The organism is Corynebacterium stercoris, assembly GCF_024160105.1.
Classification (GTDB): domain Bacteria; phylum Actinomycetota; class Actinomycetes; order Mycobacteriales; family Mycobacteriaceae; genus Corynebacterium; species Corynebacterium stercoris.
In genome coordinates this window covers 22,173-43,232 of record NZ_JAMFTQ010000018.1, presented here as the reverse complement: position 1 = coordinate 43,232, position 21,060 = coordinate 22,173, and the positions used below count along the sequence as shown (strand labels likewise).

Below are 21,060 nucleotides of genomic sequence, written 5' to 3'. Positions count from 1 at the left end.
CTCGAAGGAGACAACATGCGACTGACAACCTAACCCCACCCCACAACACCTGGGTGTTACTCCAAACCCACCCGGGTGTTACCCGATACCCACCACACCGTTACTAAACACGTGGTCTAAACACCGAAGCATGAGTTAAGGGCATTCCACTCTGACCCTGCAACAACCGCACCCGCCGCGAGAGACGCACCCAAAGTTTCCGGTGCTGCGATCAGGCTACCTGCGACCGTACCCCCAAGGATTAGGGCATCCCCGAAACAATCCCTATCCAATCCACGGGTTGGCGAACGTGCGCCTCCAATTTCCTGTCTGAGGCCAAGGTGTAGGGGGCGGCTAGGATCGATTTGGAACTAAACACCAAAGGTCGTGGAACTTAGGCTAAAGCGAGGCCGCGTTGGTAGTGGCCAAAGAGTTTTCCGAAATCCCCCCGAGGTATAACTCCCCGGGGGGGGGCGGTCTTAGGATCGCCCGTCAGGAATTGCGATTGATCGGGGAGAGACCGTGCTGCTTACCGACTTCTTGGCGCTTATTGGTGTGTTCGCGGCAGCCGTCGCTGTCCCAGGACCCGATGTTGTCCAGATTATTCGTTTTAGTGTTAAATCCCGTGCTGCTGGCGTGGCTTGCGCGACCGGGATTATGGCGGGCTACGCAATTTGGATTGCGGCATCACTGCTTGGGCTGAGCGCCTTGATGCAAGCTGCCCCACAGCTACTTGCAGTGCTACAGCTGGTCGGCGGCGCATATCTTATCTATATGGGCGTTGGCGCGGTAAGAAGCGGCTTTAAGGCATGGGGGTCAGGAACTAGCACAATGCCCGCTGATGCGAAAGGTGAGTCGCATGCAGCCAGCCAAGCCTTTCGAGTGGGAATGGCAACGAACCTATCGAACCCCAAGTCAGTCTTATTTTTCGGCGCCGTCTTTGCGCAGTTTGTGAAACCTGAGATGGGCTGGGAATGGTTCGCAATTATTCTGCTTAGCTTGGTCTTGATTGGTTTCATCATGTCCGCTGGATTCGCACTCTTGGTTGACGTGTTCGCTGGGTTCCTTGACCGTTACGGCTACCTAGTAGACATCATCACTGGAACCATCTTTGTCGTATTAGCAATGTGGATGATTAGAGACGGCGTGATTGGTCTCGGGGCGTTCGTAAACTAGAACTGGGCGCTACAACACCTTGTAGTTGAAGGTTGAACCGAAGCCCGGCATCCCGAGCGGCATGCTGGTGTCAGATGGGTACGAAATCGCATCGCCGGGGGCTGTGATGCGTACCCGCTTACCTACGTACTGGTCCCACTCAATACCCGTACCTTGGCCAGTCGCACGCTCGCCTAGTTTGAACTGCTTTACTTCCCGAGTGGTGTGCTCGCCAGCAATACGCCCACGTACCTGCTGCGGGCTATCCAGCTCCAGAACAAAATATTCGGTGTTCGGATCAGGCTCAACGTACTGCGAGTGGCGTGAAGTGATCGTCGGCAAGCAAGTGCCCCTACCGCGAACGTCCGCTTCGTGGTTGACTTACCAGCGTGACCATCACTCGCGAGCTCAAAGACGGCCAGGTCGAGCGCAGCTACGTCGTTGCGGACCGCGGCGAGCGCCCGGTGGTGCGTGGGTGGTTCCACGTCGGAGCCGCGCTGCTGTTCGCGCTGGCATCCGCGGTGCTGATCACGTTCTCGTGGATGACGCTGACGTGGCCAGAGGCGCTCGGCGTGACCATCTACGGCGCGGGCATCATCACGCTGTTCGGCGTGTCCGGGATGTACCACCGCTGGCCGTGGCGCTCCGCGGCGACGGTGCAGTGGTGGCGGCGCGCGGACCACGCCACCATCGCGATCTTCATCGCGGCCACGTACACCCCGCTGTGCATCATGGTGTTCGAGGCGCGCACGGCCGCGATCATGCTGGCAGTAGCGTGGATCGGCGCGATCCTCGGCGTGATTCTCAATCTGGTGTGGATCAGCCACCCTCGCTGGCTCGACGTGGTGGTGTACGTGGGGCTCGGCTGGATTATCGTCCCGCTCGTGCCGACGCTCTGGGCTGAGACCAGCCCGGCCGTGGTCATCCTCATCTTCATCGGCGGCGTGATCTACACACTCGGCGCCCTGGTGTACGGCTTCAAGTGGCCCGGCCGCTCCGCGCGCTACTACGGCTATCACGAGCATTTCCACACCGCCACGATTGTGGCGGCGATTCTGCACTTGGTGGCCATCTGGATGGTTGTGGTGGCCACGGGCGCGTAGGGGTGCGCTCTTCTCGCGCAACTACACTGGGCGCACATGAAGCGCCTTTTGCTTATCGACGGCCACTCCATGGCGTTCCGCGCCTTCTACGCCCTCCCGGCGGAGAACTTCTCCACGTCCGGTGGACAGCACACGAACGCGGTGTACGGATTCTTGTCCATGCTGGCCAACATCCTGAACGACGAGGAGCCGACGCACGTCGCCGTCGCGTTCGACGTGGGCCGCCAGACGTTTCGCACCGAGATGTTCCCGGAGTACAAGGCGCAGCGCGAAGCCGCCCCGCCGGAGTTCAAGGGCCAGGTGCCCATCATTGAGGACGTGCTCGGCGACCTCGGCATCGTGACCCTGTCCAAGGAGCACTACGAAGCCGACGACATCCTGGCCACGCTCACCACCGAGGCGAAGGCCGATGGCGACTTCGAGGTGGTCATCGTCACCGGCGACCGCGACTACCTGCAGCTCGTCGACGACACCATCACGGTGCTCTACCCGACTCGCGGCGTGTCCACCATGACCCGCTTCACGCCGGACGAGGTGGAGAAAAAGTACGGCCTGACGCCTGTGCAGTACCCGGACTACGCGGCGCTGCGCGGCGACCCGTCCGACAACCTGCCGGGCATTCCGAAGGTGGGGGAGAAGACCGCCGCCAAGTGGATCGTCCAGTACGGCACCCTCGACGGGCTCATCGAGCACGCCGAGGAGGTCAAGGGCCAGGCGGGAGCGAACTTCCGCGAGCGCATCGAGCAGGTCCAGATGAACCGGACGCTCACCCAGATGATCACCGACGTCGAACTTCCCGTCGGACCCGGCGACCTCGAGCTGAAGCCCGCTGAGATCACCGATGTTGCCCAAGCCTTCGACGACCTCGAGTTCGGCGTGAACCTCCGCGAGCGCATCCTCGCCGCCGTGAAGACGGACGGCGCCGCCTCCGACACCCCGCAGCCGGTTGAGCTTCCCGAGGTCGTTGTCGAGGACACGCCTCTCGACGAATGGTTGGCGCAGCGCGAGGGCGACGGTCTCGCCCTCTACGTCTCCGGCACGCCGGCACCCGGAATGGGTGATGTGGTGGGGCTGGCAATCGTCGATAAGCACAGGCGCGCCGTGCAGGTCAACGCCTCCGACCTGACACCGGCCGAGGATGCGGCGCTGAAAGCGTGGATCGAGTCGGACGTGCCGAAGTATCTGCACGAGGCGAAGGCCGCGTTCCACATGCTGCGCGGACGCGACATGACCCTGCGCGGGATTGCGCACGACACCGCGATTGCCGCCTACCTGCTGCGCCCCGGGCAGCGCACCTACGCGCTGGAGGATGTGTACCAGCGCCACCTGAAGCGCCAGCTCACGCTCGGCGGGGACCAGCTGAGCCTGCTCGGGGACACCTCGCTTACCGATGCCGCCGCCGCAGTCCTGGAGCTGTCAGCGGAGCTGGCGGAGCAGCTGCGCGCCATCGATTCTTTCGAGCTCTACGCCGATCTCGAGCTGCCGCTGGTGAGCATCCTCGCGGAGATGGAGCACGCCGGCATCGCCGTCGATCTCGACGTACTCGAGGAGCTGCGCAAGGACTACACACAGAAGGTTGATCTCGTCGAGGAGGAGGCGCGCCAGCTTGTCGGCGAACCCACGCTGAACCTGTCGAGCCCGAAGCAGCTCTCCGTCGTGCTCTTCGACAAGCTCGCGCTGCCGAAAACGAAGAAGACCAAGACTGGCTATTCCACCGCCGCCGGCGAAATCGAGGCGCTCGCCGAGAAGCACCCGCACCCGTTCCTGGACCACCTGCTCGCGCACCGCGAGTACCAGAAGATGAAGTCCACCATCGAGGGCCTCATCAAGACCGTCCAGCCCGACGGCCGCATCCACACCACCTTCAACCAGACCGTCGCCTCTACCGGGCGCCTCAGCTCCGCCGAGCCGAACCTGCAGAACATTCCGGTGCGCACCGAGGCCGGCCGCCGCATCCGCTCCGCATTCACCGTGGGCGAGGGCTTCGAGTGCTTGCTGACGGCCGATTACAGCCAGATCGAAATGCGCGTCATGGCCCACCTCTCCCAGGACGCCGGGTTGATTGAGGCGTACCGGGCGGGGGAGGACTTGCACAACTTCGTCGGTTCCCGCGTTTTCGACGTGCCGATCGACCAGGTGACGCCCGAGTTGCGCCGCCGCGTCAAGGCGATGTCGTACGGCCTCGTGTACGGACTGTCCGCCTTCGGCCTGTCTAACCAGCTGAGCATTTCCGCCGGCGAGGCGAAGCAGATCATGGAGGCCTACTTCCAGCGCTTCGGCGGGGTGAAGCGCTACCTCGACGAGGTGGTCGAGCAGGCCCGCCGCGACGGCTACACCTCCACGGTGTTCGGCCGCCGCCGCTACCTGCCGGAACTCAACTCCGACAACCGCATCGCCCGCGAGAACGCCGAGCGCGCCGCGTTGAACGCCCCGATTCAGGGCACCGCCGCCGACATCATCAAGGTCGCCATGATCCGTGTCGACGCCGCTTTGGACGGTCTCGCCTCGCGCGTGCTGCTGCAGGTCCACGACGAACTCGTCGTGGAGGTTGCGCCCGGCGAGCTCGACCATGTCCGCGAGATTGTGGAACGCGAGATGGACGGAGCCATCGAGCTGCTCGTTCCTCTGGAGGTTTCGGCCGGCACCGGCGCGAACTGGGACGACGCCGCGCACTAGAGGCTTGCACTGGCGCGGCGCTAGTGATCCTGCGCGCCGCGATGGGGGGAGGGTGCCGCGCGAGGCGGGGAGGGTGCCGCGAGGCGGGCGGTGCGATCTTCTCCGTGCTCGCTCCGCCCGCCCCACCGCAGAGACCCCCATTTCTCTGCGCCCCCGGGGCCCGGTTCCCCCGGACCGGGCAGCTCCATTTCCGCATGTTGTTCGGCGCCCCCCGCTCCGCCGTTCGCCCTGCCTCGTGAAGCTAAGAAGAACCTTAACTCAATCTGAGGGGTTGTCGACTGGAGGAACGCTGCGGGGTGAAGCGGGGGTAAAACCTGACCTTGAGGGTTGGGGGGTGCAGCCGCCGGCCTGCGTCTGCAAGAATTCGGAAATTTTTTCCTTAAGGTTCTTCACAGCCGATTGACCTGGGAAAATGGCGCACGTTAAAATCGCCCCGAAGGAATATTTAGATTCTTACGAGCTGGGAGCCGTCAGCGGGAGCTGCCAGCTGGGCTGCCACCTGGGGCTGCCACCTGGGGCTGCCACCTGGGAGCTGTCAGCGGGAGCTCGCAGCGCCAGTCGCGCCCCGGCCACCTACCCGGCCTTGAACGCCACGAAGATCGCGGTGCCCGGGAAGATTGCCCCGCGGGCGGGGGACCACTGGCCGAACTCCAGATCGAGGTCGGCGGGCCACTCCGGCTCGATCACGTCGGCGAGCCAGGAGCCGGCGGCGCCCAGCGTGCGGACCCAGTCGCCGAAAGTGCGGTGGTACTCGGCGTAGGTGAGGGTGCCGTTCTCGTCGTACTCTTCGTACTCGCGCTGGAAGTAACTGATCTCGGCCTGCATTGATGCCGGGTCGTCGGGGAAGACCCAGCGCATGGGGTGGGTGACGGAGAAGACGAATCTCCCTCCGTCGGCAAGCACGCGCCGGACCTCGCCGAAAGCAGCATCGATATCGCGCACGAACGGCAACCCGCCGAAGGCGGAGAACACAATGTCGAACACGCCGGACGCGAAGGGGATGGCCAGGACATCGGCTTGCACGAGGGGGACTGAGCCGTCGGCACGCGCAAGCATCCCGGAAGAGAGGTCGAAGCCGGCCACGAACCCGGCGCCTGACTGCTGCGCAGCCACCCAAGAGGCGCACGGCGCCGACCCGCAGCCAATCTCGAGGACCGCCACATCGCGAACGTCGCCAAGCAAGTGTGCGTCTTCCTCGGCGAGCATCTCCGGGCACCAGTGGAAACCGGCGAGATACTCGGGGTGGGAGGCGTGGTAGCGTGCTGCGTCGGCGTCCCAAAAGGCGCGGTTCGCGCGGGATGCGTCGGACACGGTCTGGCTCCCTCGGTTTATTTGCTTTAGCTGGGCAAAGTCACTACTGTACTAGGGGCGCATCTAGGCGTCGCGCAGGCTGGAGCCGTAATAGGAGGGCCCTCCCTGTGCAGACGTGAGATCACTTCCCCCAGCGTAACCTGCGCCGATGGCCTTTGCCGTACGGTGCTCGGCATGTGCGGGCGGTGAGAGATGCGCTCCTGTCAGATACGATCTCCTATTTTTCGGAGCACATTTACATATGCGCACTTCCAACGCACCCCAGGTTGCCATCAACGACATCGGTGGCCCTGAGGAATTTCTTGCCGCAGTTGACGCGACCATCAAGTACTTCAACGATGGCGACATTGTCACCGGCACCGTTGTCAAGGTGGACCACGATGAGGTTCTGCTCGACATCGGCTACAAGACTGAGGGTGTCATCCCGACCCGCGAGCTTTCCATCAAGCACGACGTCGACCCGGACGAGGTCGTAGAGGTCGGCGACGAGATCGATGCCCTGGTCCTCACCAAGGAGGACAAGGAAGGCCGCCTGATCCTGTCCAAGAAGCGTGCGCAGTACGAGCGCGCTTGGGGCACGATCGAGGAGCTGCAGGCCAACGACCAGCCGGTTACCGGTACGGTCATCGAGGTCGTCAAGGGCGGCCTCATCCTCGACATTGGCCTGCGCGGCTTCCTGCCGGCTTCCCTGGTCGAGATGCGCCGCGTCCGCGACCTGGATCCGTACATCGGCCAGGAGCTCGAGGCGAAGATCATCGAGCTGGACAAGCACCGCAACAATGTCGTGCTTTCCCGCCGCGCGTACCTGGAGGAGACCCAGTCTGCGGTCCGCTCCGACTTCCTGCACCAGCTGCAGAAGGGCCAGGTCCGCAAGGGTGTCGTTTCCTCCATCGTCAACTTCGGTGCCTTCGTGGACCTCGGCGGTGTTGACGGCCTGGTGCACGTTTCCGAGCTGTCCTGGAAGCACATCGACCACCCGTCCGAGGTTGTCACCGTGGGTGACGAGGTCACCGTGGAGGTGCTCGACGTCGATCTCGACCGCGAGCGCGTCTCCCTCTCCCTGAAGGCCACCCAGGAGGATCCGTGGCGCGTGTTCGCCCGCACCCACGCTGTGGGCCAGATCGTCCCGGGCAAGGTCACCAAGCTCGTCCCGTTCGGTGCGTTCGTGCGCGTCGAGGAGGGCATCGAGGGCCTCGTCCACATCTCCGAGCTGGCTCAGCGCCACGTTGAGGTGCCGGACCAGGTTGTGGCCGTTGGCGAAGAGGTCATGGTCAAGGTCATCGACATCGACCTCGAGCGTCGCCGCATCTCCCTCTCCCTCAAGCAGGCTGACGAGGACTACACCGAGGAGTTCGATCCGTCCCGCTACGGCATGGCCGACTCCTACGACGAGCAGGGCAACTACATCTTCCCGGAGGGCTTCGACCCGGAGACCAACGAGTGGATGGAGGGCTTCGAGGAGGCTCGCCAGGAGTGGGAGGCACGCTACGCCGAGGCAGAGCGCCGCTTCCAGGCTCACACCGCCCAGATCGAGCGTCACCGCGCCGCTGCCGCAGAGGCTGCGGAGCAGTCCGCCGACCAGGGCAACTACTCCTCTGAGACCAACTACTCCTCCGAGTCCGAGGCTGGCGCTCCGGCAGCCGAGGCTGAGGCGGAGCAGGGTGGCTCCCTCGCTTCCGACGAGCAGCTCGCTGCTCTGCGCGAGAAGCTCGCCGGCAACTAAGCGTTGGCCCGTTTAGGGCCTCACGCTAGCCGACGGCGGCCTGTTCCCTTCCTTTCGGTTCCGACCGAGGGGAGGAAACAGGCCGTTTTGCTATCTTTAGGCGCTATGAAGCGCATTGGGCTCACCGGCGGCATCGGCAGCGGCAAATCAACGGTTGCACGAATGCTTGCCGACGCAGGGTTTCCAGTCGTCGACGCAGACAAGATCGCGCGGCAGATCATGGAGCCTGGCTCGCCGGTTTTGGCCAAGGTGGGGGAGGTCTTCGGTGCCGATCTAATCGGGGAGGACGGCCAGCTCAACCGCGCCGAACTCGCGCGCCGCGCTTTCGGCTCCGAGGAGACGACGCAGCAGCTCAACGCGATCACGCACCCGGCGATTCGGGAAGAATCGGAGCGACAGTTCGCGGCTGCGGAGGCCGCGGGTGCGAAAGCGGCAGTGTACGATATGCCGCTCTTGGTGGAGCAGGGGTTGCACGAGCAAATGGATCTCACCGTCGTGGTCGATGTGGATGCGGAGGAGCGGGTGCGTCGCCTTGTGTCCTCGCGCGGGTTGGATGAAACCGATGCCCGGGCGCGGATCGCGCGACAGATCGGCGACGCAGAACGCCGCGCCGCCGCCGACGTGGTGATCGACAACAATGGTTCGCTAGAGGAGCTGAAACCGCAGGTTGAAGCGCTGGTTTCCGAGATCCGAGAGCTGTGACAGGGAAGTTTGCGTTAGGCAAACTATTGGCAACCTAAAGTGTTTGTTCTGGACCAACGACATTTACCGCTCGTACAGCAGCCATTAACCTAAGCCCCCTATATTGACCCGTCATGGGAACTTGGGACACGGGGCCGTTCGACAACGACCCCGCATCGGAGGCTGTCGCCGCGCTGGCGAACGGCACCTTCCGCATGGACCAGTTCCGGTTCAACTGTGGCAGGGGGCCGCTCGCGGCCGACGAGGCGGAGTCGGTCATCGCTCTCGCCGCAGTACTGAACGGCCACGCGCCACAGGGTTACGCCGCGGAGGAGCTGACGTACCCCTTCACGGTGGATGACCGCCGCTGGATTCGTCGTAATGCTGCGGAAGTGGTGCGCCCCGGCGGCTCCGAGCTCTACGAGATGTGGCAGGAAGCTGGCGAGCTCGACCAGTGGCTCGAGTCGACTCGCAAGTACGCCTCCTAACGCGCCACCGGCTGCTGGTCCAACAGCGCGGAGAGCAGCGGCATGTTCTTGCCTGCGCCGAAGCGTTTCGCAAACGCCATGAGCACGAACATCATGAAGCTGTTGATGAACACAAAGGTGATGAAGACCAGCGGTTCGTCAAAGGCCATCGCCGTGATCACGCCCGCGGCAGTGTTGCGTTGCGCGGTACCTAGCGCGCCGAGCTGGGATTTCTTCCCGCCGCCGTCGAGACCCGTGCCGTAGCCGACGTAGAACGCCACAGTGAGGGCGAGCATGCCCACGACCACCGCCTTCCACAAAGTGAGGTCGGCGAAGTAGGGGCCGAAGGCGACGACGGAGAGCACGAGGAAGATCATCATCACCACGTTGGCGAGCTTGCTCACTACCGGGCGGATCTTCTCGGTGAGCCCCGGGGCGGTGTTGAACATCACCATGCCCACGGCCAGGGGCAGGACCATTTCGAGCAGGAGCGGCCTGATGAGCGCCCCGGAGGAAACGTCGTCAATGCCCAGAACCGCGGGCAGGAGGATCGGCATGATCAGCACGGTGGCCACCATGAGCACCATCTGCACCGTCGCACCGAGCGCGATCGGGTTCTTGCTCAGCTGCGTCAGCGCCATGATCAGCGGCGCGCCCGCGACGCAAGCGTGAATGAGCATGCCGGTGGAGTAGGGGTGATCGAGCCGCGCCAGCTGCACAAACAGAAGCATGATGCCCGGCACCACAAGGAAGTTCACCAGCAGCAGACGCAGGAAGAACTCCCACCCGGAGACGGTTTCCTTGAGGTCCTTGGCGCGCAGGGACAAGCCGGTAGAGAACATCATCGCCACCACAAAGACCATGGACGCCGGCGACATGAGGTTTTGCAGCAGCTCAAACATGGTTCCCACCGTACCCCGGCCGCCAAACGCCCAGCCGCGCCGATTTGCCAGCAGCAATACACTTGCACGTATGGCTTTCGCTGCAGAACACCCCGTGCTGGCCCACTCCGAGTTCCGCCCGGTGGGCGAGATCGAGCGCCGCGAGAAGCGCTTCGAGGTCATCTCGGAGTACCAGCCCTCCGGCGACCAGCCGGCGGCGATCAAGGAGCTGGATGCGCGCCTGCGCCGCGGCGAGGAGGACGTGGTGCTCATGGGCGCCACCGGTACGGGTAAGTCGGCGACCGCCGCGTGGCTGATTGAGCAGCAGCAGCGCCCGACGCTCGTCATGGCGCCGAACAAGACGCTCGCCGCGCAGCTGGCAAACGAGCTGCGCCAGCTGCTGCCGAACAACGCCGTCGAGTACTTCGTCAGCTACTACGACTACTACCAACCAGAGGCGTACATCGCGCAGACGGACACCTACATCGAGAAGGACTCCAGCATCAACGACGATGTGGAGCGTCTGCGCCACTCCGCAACCTCCGCGCTGCTGTCGCGCCGCGACGTCGTCGTGGTCGCCTCCGTGTCCTGCATTTACGGCCTGGGTACCCCGCAAAGCTACCTCGACCGCTCCATCGTGCTCCGCGTCGGCGAGGAAGTGGAGCGCGACCGCTTCCTGCGCTTGCTAGTCGACGTCCAGTACGAGCGCAACGACATCGACTTCAAGCGCGGCACCTTCCGCGTCAAGGGCGACACCGTCGACATCATCCCGGCCTATGAGGAGGTCGCCGTCCGCGTCGAGTTCTTCGGCGACGAAGTGGACGCGCTCTACTACATCCACCCGCTCACGGGTGATGTGATCAGCCAGGAGGACGAGGTCCGCATCTTCCCGGCCACGCACTACGTGGCGACGGACGACCGCATGGCACGCGCCATCGAAGACATCAAGCTGGAGCTCGTCGACCGCCTCGAGGAGCTGGAGAACCGCGGCAAGCTCCTGGAGGCGCAGCGCCTGCGCATGCGCACCGAGTACGACCTGGAGATGATCCAGCAGGTCGGGTTCTGCTCCGGCATCGAGAACTACTCGCGCCACATGGACGGCCGTCCGGCGGGATCCGCGCCGGCGACGCTCATCGACTACTTCCCTGAAGACTTCCTCACCATCATCGATGAGTCCCACGTCACGGTGCCCCAGATCGGCGGCATGTACGAGGGCGACATGAGCCGCAAGCGCAACCTGGTCGAGTTCGGCTTCCGGTTGCCCAGCGCCGTCGACAATCGCCCCCTCACGTTCGACGAGTTCGAGGCGCGCGTGGGCCAGACCGTCTACATGTCCGCGACCCCCGGCGACTACGAGCTGGAGGCCGCCGGCGGCGAGTTCGTGGAGCAGGTGATTCGCCCGACCGGCCTGGTCGACCCGAAGGTGACGGTCAAGCCGACGAAGGGCCAGATCGACGACCTCATCGACGAGATCCGCCAGCGCACCGCGCAGGACGAGCGCGTGCTCGTCACCACGCTGACCAAGCGCATGGCGGAGGACCTCACGGACTACCTGCTGGATAACGGCATCAAGGTGCGTTACCTGCACTCGGACATCGACACCCTGCAGCGCGTGGAACTGCTGCGCCAGCTGCGCCTCGGCGAGTTCGACGTGCTGGTCGGCATCAACCTGCTGCGCGAGGGCCTCGACCTGCCCGAGGTGAGCCTCGTGGCCATTCTGGATGCGGACAAGGAGGGCTTCCTGCGCTCCACCAAGTCGCTCATCCAGACCATCGGCCGCGCCGCCCGCAACGTCTCCGGCGAGGTGATCATGTACGCCGACCAGATCACCGAATCCATGCAGGAGGCGATCGAGGAGACGGAGCGCCGCCGCGAAAAGCAGATCGCCTACAACACGGAGCACGGCATCGACCCGCAGCCGCTGCGCAAGGCGATCGCCGACATTCTCGACCAGGTCTACGAGAACGGGGACGATGGTGCAGGTTCCGGCGGGGAAGCTGCGATCGTCGATAAGCCCGATGTGTCCCGGATGGCGTCCGACGAGGTGCAGGCGCTTATCGACGATCTGACGAAGCAGATGGGTGAAGCTGCCCGCGAGCTCAAGTTCGAACTCGCCGGGAGGTTGCGCGATGAGATCGCGGACCTGCGCAAGGAGCTCCGTGGTATGAAAGAGACTGGCAATTGAGCCGACAGGCCAAAGAAAGAGAAGCAATGCACTCGTACACATCCATCGCCGTCGGCACCGACGGATCCGCAACCTCCATGGTCGCCGTCCGCACCGCAGCCAGCCTCGCCCGCGTGTACGGCGCGAAGCTGACCATCATCTGCGCCCACTACTCCGCGTCCGGCTCGATGCTGAACTCCACCAACGCTGAGCTGAGCGCCCTCGACACGGTCACCGAGACCGGTGCGCAGGAGGTCCTCGGCCAGGCGATGGACATCGCCACCGAGGAGCAGGCGCCGGATGTGGAGCTCGTATCCCGCGGCGGCCAGCCGGCGAGCGTGCTGCTCGAATCGGTGCAGGAATTCAACGCGGACCTGCTGGTGGTGGGCAACAAGGGCATGCGCAGCCTCGCGGGACGTGTCTTCGGCACCGTGCCGGGCAGTGTGGCCAAGAAGTCCCCGGTCGACGTGATGCTGGTGGATACGCGCGTCGACGATCTGGCGTAAGCGCTCCTAGCGCGCAGCCGCCGTACCGCGCCCGCGAAGCACGGGCTACACTTGGGCGTTATCTGCCCTAGGCGAAACTCGACAATGTTTGGAGAACATTTACATGGGTAACTACTACAACACCATCGTCGTCGGCTCCGACGGCTCCAAGTCCTCCCTGCTGGCAGTGGAGCGCGCCGCCAAGATGGCCGTGGCGTTCGACGCGACCCTGGTTATCGGCACCGCCTACTACCGCTCGGAGGAGGACGCGTCCAAGGCGCTGCGCCAGGATTCCGTCACCATTCTGGGCGATGACCAGGCGCTGAAGAACCTCGAGGCTGCTGCCGACCACGCTCGCCAGGCCGGTGCGACCGATGTCCAGACCGCGACCCGCCCGGGCACCCCGGTTGAGGCGCTCATGGCCATTGTCAACGACAACAACGCTGAGCTGCTCGTCGTGGGCAACCGCGGCATCAACTCGCTCACCGGCCGCCTGCTGGGCTCCGTGCCGGCCGACGTCGCTCGCCAGTCCGACTGCGACGTCATGATCGTTCACACCGTGAGCTAAACACCACCTGTGGAAATCCCGCGTTTACAGCGGGATTTCGCCGATCATCGTCAGGGTCTGCGTGGCCCGGGTGACTGCAACGTAGAGGTCTTGCCACCCCTGTGGCGAGGCCTCTACTATTTTCGCCGGCTCCACGACGACCACGTTGTCGAATTCGAGGCCCTTCATCTCGCCGACGTTCTCTGCGGTGATCACGGCGGTCAACCGAGCGTCGTCACGCTCGAGCTCCCGCACGACCCCTGCGGGGTCCGTTTCTTGCGGGTAGTACGCCACCGGCACCCCGGTGGAGCGAATGCTTGCCGACGGCTTCGACCCGCCGCCGATCTGCTCCAGCACCGCGTCGGCGACTGCCATGATCTCTGCCGGGGTGCGGTAGTTGACGCTGAGTTCGTGCAGGCGAAAACGACCGGCGACGAATGGTTCGAGGGCGTCGGTCCAATTGTCCACGCCGGCGGGGGAGGAGGTCTGGGCGGTGTCACCGACCAGCGTCATCCATCGCGACGGGCAGCGGCGGAACACCATGCGCCACTCCATGGGGGAGAGCTCCTGCGCCTCGTCGACGATGACGTGGCCGAACGCCCACGCCTGGTCTTCAGCGGCCCGCTGCGCGGTGGAGCGGATGTCGCGCACCTGCTGGCGGGCGGCGAGCGTCTCTGGGTCGATGACATCCGCGGCGGAGAGGATCTCAGCCTCGAACTGGTCGTCGTCGTTATCCGTCGCCTCGGAGGAAGCGAGGATGTCAAGCGCGTCCTCCGCCTCCGCCACCTGCCGGCGCCACTCCTCTTCTTCTTTCCGACGCTCTTCCTCCGGGTCCACAATGCCGATCAAGACCGCGAGCTCGTCGATGAGCGCCGTGTCCGAGGGGGTGAAAGGGATCCCTGGTTCGCGGTAGAGGGCCTGCTGGGTGTATTCGTCGTAGTCCCCGGCCGCTTCGGCGATACGCTCGCGGGCGGTGAGCAGCTCCTCGAGCACGTCGGTGGGGGCGAGCTGCGGGAAGTGCTCGTCAATGAGGTCGAGGACCTGCGGGTGGTCTGCGAGGTCGTCGTGCAGTTGGTCCACGTCCGCCGCAGAGAGCAGGTTGGCGCCGCCCAGCGGATCCTCGCCGATGCGTGTCGCCAGCGTCTGCGCCAGCGACTGCGTGAGGGCTTCGGCGAACACAGCGCGGGCGGGGTTGTGCGGTTTGCGGGAGCGGCGGGCGCGGGTGCGCGCGGCCTTCACCATGGCGGGGGTCGCCTCGATGCGCACGCCGTCGATGTCCAGCGGCACTGGGTCTGCGGGCACCGTCTCGTACGCCTGTACTGCGCGCTTCAGAATGTTCGCCATCTCCGCCGAGCCCTTGACCTCGCGCGCGGCAAAGCTTTCCGACGCCGCCGTGGCCGTTGGTTGGAATCCCGGCACCAGGCGCTCGAGCGTGCTCAGCACCACGCCGGTCTCGCCGAGCTCGGGGAGCACTCGGGAGATGTAGTCGAGGAACGTTCGGTTCGGGCCGATGATGAGCACACCGGTGCGCGACAGCTGCTCACGCCACGTGTAAAGCAGGTATGCGACGCGGTGGAGCGCCACAGCTGTCTTGCCCGTGCCCGGTCCGCCTTGCACGACCATTACGCCGCGGGTGGCGTCGCGGATGATCTCGTCCTGCTCGCGCTGGATCGTCTCCACGATGGACTGCATGTGCCCCGTGCGCGCCGCGTTCATCGCGCGGCGCAGCGCTGCCTCGGAACCGACGTTTGCGGTGCTCTCCGCGGTGTCGTCGGTGGCAGCCGCGTCGGTGCCCGCGAGCACCTCATCGTCCACCGCGGTGACGGTGCGGCCGCGCATACGGATGTTGCTGCGCGTCTCCACACCCTCCGGCTTGGCTGTGGTGGCCAGGTAAAAGGGGCGGGCCTGCGGCGCCCGCCAATCCAGCAGCAGGGTGCGGTAGTGGTCGGCGCGGTCGTCGATGCCCATGCGGCCGACGTAGCGACGGTCAAGATCCGGGCGGCCGGGAACCGGGTTGTCAGCATCAGCGTCCGCGATATCGATGCGGCCGAACACCAGCCCGATCTCGGCAACGCCGAGCTGGTCGAGCTTTGCGTTCAGCGCGTGGTATTCCGTCTCGCGGCGAACCAGTGCGTCTGCGTCCGGGTTGTCGGGGTCGACATCGGCTTGCACCTCGGCCAGTTTCCGGCGCGCAGACTCAACCTCCTCACGGAGGTGGTCGAAGAGCACGTCCACGTACGCCTTTTCGTGCTGAATTCTGTCCGTCACCCGTGGTCCCTTCGTCGTTAAGCATGCAATGCAAAGCGGCCCCGGCACCCGATAAGCGGGGCGGGGCCGCGGTGCGCGGTGGGGAAGCTTAGCCGAGCTTCTTCTGCACCTTCTTCACGGCCTTCTTGGCCTGCTTCTCAGCCTTCTTGGCCTTGCGCTCCCACTTCTTCTTGGTCCACCAAGACGGGGAAGCGTCGAGCTGGTTCCAAGCGTGCTCAAGGTTGTCAACTGCATCCTGCGCCCGGCCTTGCAGCTTGGCGGTGGCCTTGTTCACCTTGCGCTTCGCCTTGAACTTGTCCACTGCGGACGGGCCCAGGTCATCCAGGGTGGACTGCAGATCGTCGACCACGGAGTTGACCTTGCGCTTCGCCTTGTACTGCTCGAACTTGGACGGCTTCAGGTCGTTGAACTTGTCCTGTGCGTCATCCGCGGCGTCGTCGAGCCAGTCGCCGGCGTTGGAGAGGAACTTGGAGGTCTGCTTCTTGGCGTCGCCCAAGAAATCCTGTGCAGCATCGCCAGCCTTGGAAGCGGCCTTCTTCCAGTCGCCCTTGTTGTCGTCGATGTAGTCGCCGACCTGGTCGGATGCGTCAGACAGCCAGTGGCCAGCCTGCTCGGAAGCGTCGGAGAACCAGTTGCCTGCCTTGTTGAGGGCCTTCTCGGTCTCGGACTGGGTCGGCAGGGCCTGCTGGACGTTCTTGCGAGCGACGCGGGCAGCGTTCTGCGCGCGCCACTTCATGTCCGGCTTGCCGGCGGTATCGACGGTTGCGAGCAGCACACCACCGGTCAGAGCCAGGTCGGTGAGAGCGCCGGTGCGGCGGCGAGCCTTCTCGTCCGCGTCATCGGTAGCCCAAAACGCGTTGCGGCCCACCATGGAAGCCAGGGAGGAGGCGGTCAGCAGGGCGGCCGCGGTGCGCGGCATCTTGCCGAGGGCGAAGAGGGTGCCGGCACCCGCCTTGACACCGCCGTTGATCTGCGCGGCGGTCTCCGGGTCCTTCGGCAGGAAAGCGCGGTACTCGCGCGGCACAGCCGCACGGACCTGCTTCAGTACGCTGTCAGCGGACTCCTTGTGGCCCGCGGGGTTGAGCACCGTCTCGACACCGTCGATAACGAACACCGACGCCAGCATCGGGCGCGCGATCTTACGAATCATGAGCTAACCAATCCTTTTGCTTCAATGGTCAATTACTACCCACCACTGTAGACATTTCCGTCGCCGTCGGTGGCGGGCTCCGGGTTAAGCGGCCGTTTACCAGCGCCGCTCCCACCACTCGTCCAGGTTCGGGCGCTCCTTGCCGACGGTTGTCGGCTCCCCGTGACCGGGCCAGACGATCGTGTCATCGTCGCAGCGGTCGAAGATCTTCGCCTTCACATCGTTGAACAGTCGAACAAAGTCGCCTTCCGACGACGTCTTGCCCACGCCGCCGGGGAAGAGCGAGTCGCCGACGAAGAGGTTGGTCACGCCGTCGATTTCGACCGCCAGGCAGGCGCCGCCCGGGGTGTGGCCGCGCAGGATTGCGACTTCGAGGCGGTGGTCGGCGAACGCAAGGTAGTCGCCGTCGCGCAGTTCCTGGTCTACCGGTGCGGGCAGCGCGGGCACCTCCACGTACGGGGCCCAGTGGGTGGCGCCGGTCGCCTCGAGGATGCGGGGGAGAGCGCGCACGTGGTCTTTGTGGCGGTGCGTGGTCAACACGTCGGTAATAGTGACGCCTGCGTCGCTCGCGAGGTTCAGTAACGCGGGGGCGTCGTCCGCAGCGTCGATAAGCAAACCCTGCTCCCCGGAGGCCAGCAAGTAGCAGTTGTTGTCCATGTCGGAAACGGAGATGCGGTGCAGCGTGATGTCAGCCATGCCTCCAGAGCGTAGCTGCGAGGAATGTATCCGGTGTGTGCGTGGTTGATAAGTTGGTTGAGCAACAATCGAGACGTAAAGGACGTACTGGCGAAGTGGCTGAGTGGCTCACGGTGCGCGGCGCGCGCCAACACAACCTCAAAGGCATCGACATCGAGCTGCCCCGCGACAAGATGGCGGTCTTCACCGGCCTGTCCGGCTCCGGCAAATCTTCGCTGGCGTTCGACACCATCTTCGCGGAGGGCCAGCGCCGCTACGTCGAATCGCTGTCGTCGTACGCCCGCATGTTCCTCGGGCAGATGGACAAGCCGGACGTGGACTACATCGACGGTCTGTCGCCGGCCGTGTCGATCGACCAGAAGTCGACGAACCGCAACCCGCGCTCAACGGTGGGCACCATCACCGAGATCTACGATTACCTGCGTCTCCTCTACGCCCGCGCCGGCACCCCGCACTGCCCAGTATGCGACGCGGTGATTGACCGCCAGACGCCCCAGCAGATCGTGGACCAGATCCTGTCGCTGGAGGAGCGGACCAAGTTCCAGGTCCTCGCCCCGGTGGTGCGCAAGCGCAAGGGCGAGTTCCAGGACCTGTTCAAGGACCTCGCCGCCCAGGGCTACTCGCGCGTGAACGTGGACGGGGAGACGTACCAGCTCACCGAGCCGCCCGTGCTGGAAAAGCAGGTCAAGCACACCATCGACGTGGTGGTGGACCGCCTCACGGTGAAGGCAAGCCAGAAGCAGCGCCTCACCGACTCTGTGGAGACGGCGCTCAAGCTTGCCGACGGTCTCGTGGGCTTCGACTTCGTCGACCTCGACCCGGAGGATCCGGAGCGCGTGCAAATCTTCTCCGAGAAGATGGCGTGCCCGAACGGCCACAAGCTGGACGTGGAGGAGTACGAGCCGCGCGCGTTCTCCTTCAACTCTCCCTTCGGTGCCTGCCCGGCATGCGACGGCCTCGGCGTGCGCAAGGAGGTGGACATCGATCTGGTGATCCCGGATCCGGATGCCCCGGCTGTCGACGCATTCCAGATCTGGAACTCGAGCCCGAACAAGGGCTACTTCACCAAACTCATCGAGGCGCTTGCCAAGGAAGAGGGCTTCGACGCGCACGCGCCGTTCAGCTCGCTGACCAAGACCCAGCAGAAACACCTTGTCCACGGCTCGAAGACGAAGGTGAACGTCCGCTACAAGAATCGCTACGGCCGCCAGCGCTCGTTCAGTGCGGCGTACGAGGGGGTAATCGGCTACCTCGAGCGCAAGATGGAGCAGGCCGAGACGGATACGCAGAAGGAGCGCCTGCTGGCCTACACGCGCGAAATCCCTTGCCCGACGTGCGACGGCACCCGTCTCAAGCCGGAAATCCTCGCAGTGCGCCTGGATTCGACCACCCACGGAGAGAAGTCGATCGCAGGCCTCACCGAGCTCAGCATCGAAGACGCCAGCGCGTACTTGGACAACCTGGTGCTGGGCTACCGCGAGGAAATGATCGCGGGCGCTGTCCTGCGCGAGATCCAGGCGCGCCTGCACTTCCTCATCGACGTCGGTCTGAACTACCTGACCCTCGCGCGCTCCGCCGGCACGCTTTCCGGCGGCGAGGCGCAGCGCATCCGTTTGGCAACCCAGATCGGCTCCGGTCTCGCCGGCGTGCTGTACGTGCTGGATGAGCCGTCCATCGGCCTGCACCAGCGAGACAACCAGCGCCTGATCACCACCCTGAAAAAGCTGCGCGACCTGGGCAACACCCTCGTGGTGGTCGAGCACGACGAGGACACGATCCGCGAAGCGGACTGGCTCATTGACATCGGCCCGAAGGCCGGCGAGTACGGCGGCGACGTGGTCTACCAGGGCGAGCCGAAGGGCATCCTGGAGGCCAAGAACTCGCTCACCGGCGATTACCTGGCGGGCCGCAAGATCATTCCGGTGCCCGAAACGCGCCGCCCCGTGGATAAGGAGCGCATGCTCCGCGTCGTCGGCGCCCGCGAGAATAACCTCGACAACGTCAGTGTCGACCTCCCGCTCGGCATGCTCGTCGCCGTCACCGGCGTATCCGGTTCCGGCAAGTCCACCCTGGTCAACCAGATTCTCGCCCGCACGCTGCAGAACCAGCTCAACGGCGCGCGCCAAGTCCCGGGCCGCGTAAAGCGCGTCGAAGGTCTCGAGCACCTGGACAAGCTTGTCCAGGTTGACCAGAGTCCGATCGGCCGCACCCCGCGCTCGAACCCCGCAACCTACACGGGCGTTTTCGACAAGATCCGCAACCTCTTCGCGGAGACGCAGGAGGCGAAGGTCCGCGGCTACAAGGCGGGCCGCTTCTCCTTCAACGTCAAGGGCGGGCGATGCGAGGCGTGCCGCGGCGACGGCACCATCAAAATCGAGATGAACTTCCTGCCCGATGTCTACGTCCCGTGCGAAGTCTGCGGCGGCGCGCGCTACAACCGCGAGACGCTCGAGGTGCGCTACAAGGGCAAGAACATCGCCGAAGTTCTCGACATGCCGATCTCGCAGGCCGCAGAATTCTTCGAGCCGATCACGTCGATCCACCGCTACCTGCAGACGCTTGTCGACGTCGGCCTCGGCTACGTCCGCCTCGGCCAGTCCGCCACCACGCTCTCCGGTGGCGAGGCCCAGCGTGTGAAGCTTGCGTCGGAACTGCAGAAGCGCTCCAACGGCCGCACCATCTACATTCTCGACGAGCCCACCACCGGCCTGCACTTCGAGGACATCCGCAAGCTCATGCTCGTGCTTAACGGCCTGGTGGAAAAGGGCAACACCGTGCTCGTCATCGAGCACAATCTCGACGTGATCAAGTCCGCCGACTGGATCATCGACATGGGCCCCGAGGGCGGCTCCGGTGGCGGCACGGTCGTCGCCCAGGGCACCCCGGAGGATGTCGCCGAGGTGGAGGGCTCCTTCACAGGACAGTTCCTCAAGGGCGTACTGCAGCACTAGCTTGCCGACGGATTTGGTGTGCAGCCACAGGGAATGGTACATTTCCCTGCACACCGCCCAGTGCGTCTTTCTCAGGCGTGCGGGCCGCAAGTGGAGTGAATCCCACCCCATGCCGCCGGAGCGTTTACCGCACCAGGTTGGATACGGGTCAACGGTGTTGGAATAGCACGTGATGTGCGCCTTCCGATACTAGGACGATCTCCCGCCACCTCCCTGGTGAGCGGGTTTTTTGTGTGGGGGCAGCGACACGAGCGGGCCGGGAGCGGACAACATTGTTTCCCTTCGTCTCAAGGAGTTCTCATCAGCGCTGAAGCTCGGATCAACGAACGCATCCGTGTTCCGGAAGTTCGTCTTGTCGGCCCGTCCGGCGAGCAGGTTGGCATCGTCCGTACGGATGATGCCCGCAAACTGGCATACGACGCCGACCTCGACCTCGTCGAGGTTGCGCCGAACGCGAAGCCGCCCGTGTGCAAGATCATGGATTACGGCAAATTCAAGTACGAGCAGGACCAGAAGGCCCGCGAGGCCCGCAAGAACCAGCAGCAGACCGTGGTCAAGGAACAGAAGTTCCGCCCGAAGATCGATGAGCACGACTACCAGACGAAGAAGGCCAATGTTGAGCGCTTCCTAGAGAAGGGCAACAAGGTCAAGGTCACCATCATGTTCCGCGGCCGCGAGCAGTCGCGTCCGGAGCTCGGCTACCGCCTCCTCGAGCGTCTCGCTGAAGACATCGGGGAACTCGGCGTGGTGGAGTCCCGTCCGAAGCAGGACGGCCGCAACATGACCATGGTGTTCGGGCCGGCTCGCAAGGGCAAGAAGTAAA

17 protein-coding genes are annotated in these 21,060 nt (G+C 64.5%); 11 read left to right on the top strand and 6 right to left on the bottom strand.

Translation table 11 applies throughout. From position 1 onward, the window contains the following. The first annotated feature begins 501 nt into the window (after positions 1-501). A complete protein-coding gene (locus M5J20_RS10345) occupies positions 502-1,155 on the top strand; it encodes a LysE family translocator (RefSeq protein WP_234948816.1) in 654 nt (217 codons plus the stop codon). A 9-nt stretch (positions 1,156-1,164) separates the two neighbouring features. Here M5J20_RS10345 and M5J20_RS10340 read toward each other — a convergent pair whose 3' ends face one another. Then, positions 1,165-1,476 (bottom strand): hypothetical protein, encoded by a 312-nt coding sequence (locus tag M5J20_RS10340; protein WP_253579301.1) that lies wholly within the window; start codon positions 1,474-1,476, stop codon positions 1,165-1,167. 47 nt (positions 1,477-1,523) lie between these two features. On the opposite strand from M5J20_RS10340, the gene trhA reads away from it, so the two are divergent. Together trhA and polA are read left to right on the top strand one after the other, a co-directional pair. Next, positions 1,524-2,237 carry a PAQR family membrane homeostasis protein TrhA gene (gene trhA, locus M5J20_RS10335; protein WP_253579299.1) on the top strand — a complete coding sequence of 238 codons (714 nt, stop codon included), beginning with the start codon at positions 1,524-1,526 and terminating at the stop codon, positions 2,235-2,237. A 36-nt stretch (positions 2,238-2,273) separates the two neighbouring features. After that, the gene (gene polA, locus M5J20_RS10330; protein WP_253579297.1) at positions 2,274-4,913 is read left to right on the top strand and encodes a DNA polymerase I; all 2,640 of its coding nucleotides are present in this window, start codon (positions 2,274-2,276) and stop codon (positions 4,911-4,913) included. 573 nt (positions 4,914-5,486) lie between these two features. On the opposite strand, the gene M5J20_RS10325 is transcribed toward polA, so the two are convergent. After that, positions 5,487-6,224, bottom strand: coding sequence for a class I SAM-dependent methyltransferase (locus M5J20_RS10325; protein ID WP_253579295.1), 738 nt, complete (start codon positions 6,222-6,224; stop codon positions 5,487-5,489). A gap of 241 nt (positions 6,225-6,465) precedes the next feature. Between M5J20_RS10325 and rpsA the strand changes: the two genes are divergently transcribed. The 3 genes from rpsA to M5J20_RS10310 all read left to right on the top strand — a co-directional run bounded on the left by rpsA (position 6,466) and on the right by M5J20_RS10310 (position 9,116). Next, entirely contained in the window at positions 6,466-7,947 is a 1,482-nt protein-coding gene (rpsA, locus tag M5J20_RS10320; protein ID WP_253579293.1) for a 30S ribosomal protein S1, read from the top strand. A 105-nt stretch (positions 7,948-8,052) separates the two neighbouring features. After that, positions 8,053-8,649: a dephospho-CoA kinase gene (gene coaE, locus M5J20_RS10315; RefSeq protein WP_253579291.1), complete on the top strand. Its 597-nt coding sequence runs from the start codon at positions 8,053-8,055 to the stop codon at positions 8,647-8,649. A 113-nt stretch (positions 8,650-8,762) separates the two neighbouring features. After that, complete coding sequence (locus M5J20_RS10310; protein WP_253579289.1) at positions 8,763-9,116, top strand: DUF4259 domain-containing protein; 354 nt, start codon at positions 8,763-8,765, stop codon at positions 9,114-9,116. On the opposite strand, the gene M5J20_RS10305 is transcribed toward M5J20_RS10310, so the two are convergent. Next, positions 9,113-9,997 carry a bile acid:sodium symporter family protein gene (locus M5J20_RS10305; RefSeq protein ID WP_253579288.1) on the bottom strand — a complete coding sequence of 295 codons (885 nt, stop codon included), beginning with the start codon at positions 9,995-9,997 and terminating at the stop codon, positions 9,113-9,115. The genes M5J20_RS10310 and M5J20_RS10305 overlap by 4 nt on opposite strands. Positions 9,998-10,067: 70 nt before the next feature. On the opposite strand from M5J20_RS10305, the gene uvrB reads away from it, so the two are divergent. The 3 genes from uvrB (at position 10,068) to M5J20_RS10290 (ending at position 13,193) form a co-directional block, all read left to right on the top strand. After that, the gene (gene uvrB / locus M5J20_RS10300) at positions 10,068-12,161 is read left to right on the top strand and encodes an excinuclease ABC subunit UvrB (RefSeq protein ID WP_253579286.1); all 2,094 of its coding nucleotides are present in this window, start codon (positions 10,068-10,070) and stop codon (positions 12,159-12,161) included. Positions 12,162-12,187: 26 nt separating this feature from the next. Continuing rightward, entirely contained in the window at positions 12,188-12,646 is a 459-nt protein-coding gene (locus tag M5J20_RS10295; protein ID WP_253579284.1) for a universal stress protein, read from the top strand. 103 nt (positions 12,647-12,749) lie between these two features. After that, entirely contained in the window at positions 12,750-13,193 is a 444-nt protein-coding gene (locus tag M5J20_RS10290) for a universal stress protein (RefSeq protein WP_253579306.1), read from the top strand. Between the two features lie 24 nt (positions 13,194-13,217). On the opposite strand, the gene M5J20_RS10285 is transcribed toward M5J20_RS10290, so the two are convergent. From M5J20_RS10285 to M5J20_RS10275, 3 genes are all read right to left on the bottom strand, one after another. After that, entirely contained in the window at positions 13,218-15,440 is a 2,223-nt protein-coding gene (locus M5J20_RS10285) for a HelD family protein (protein WP_253579281.1), read from the bottom strand. Between the two features lie 88 nt (positions 15,441-15,528). Next, positions 15,529-16,590 (bottom strand): DoxX family protein, encoded by a 1,062-nt coding sequence (locus M5J20_RS10280; protein WP_253579279.1) that lies wholly within the window; start codon positions 16,588-16,590, stop codon positions 15,529-15,531. A gap of 96 nt (positions 16,591-16,686) precedes the next feature. After that, the gene (locus M5J20_RS10275; protein ID WP_253579277.1) at positions 16,687-17,286 is read right to left on the bottom strand and encodes an MBL fold metallo-hydrolase; all 600 of its coding nucleotides are present in this window, start codon (positions 17,284-17,286) and stop codon (positions 16,687-16,689) included. A gap of 95 nt (positions 17,287-17,381) precedes the next feature. Between M5J20_RS10275 and uvrA the strand changes: the two genes are divergently transcribed. Next, positions 17,382-20,237 carry an excinuclease ABC subunit UvrA gene (gene uvrA, locus M5J20_RS10270; protein ID WP_253579275.1) on the top strand — a complete coding sequence of 952 codons (2,856 nt, stop codon included), beginning with the start codon at positions 17,382-17,384 and terminating at the stop codon, positions 20,235-20,237. A gap of 231 nt (positions 20,238-20,468) precedes the next feature. After that, positions 20,469-21,059: a translation initiation factor IF-3 gene (infC, locus tag M5J20_RS10265; protein ID WP_437177646.1), complete on the top strand. Its 591-nt coding sequence runs from the start codon at positions 20,469-20,471 to the stop codon at positions 21,057-21,059. Position 21,060 lies beyond the last annotated feature (1 nt).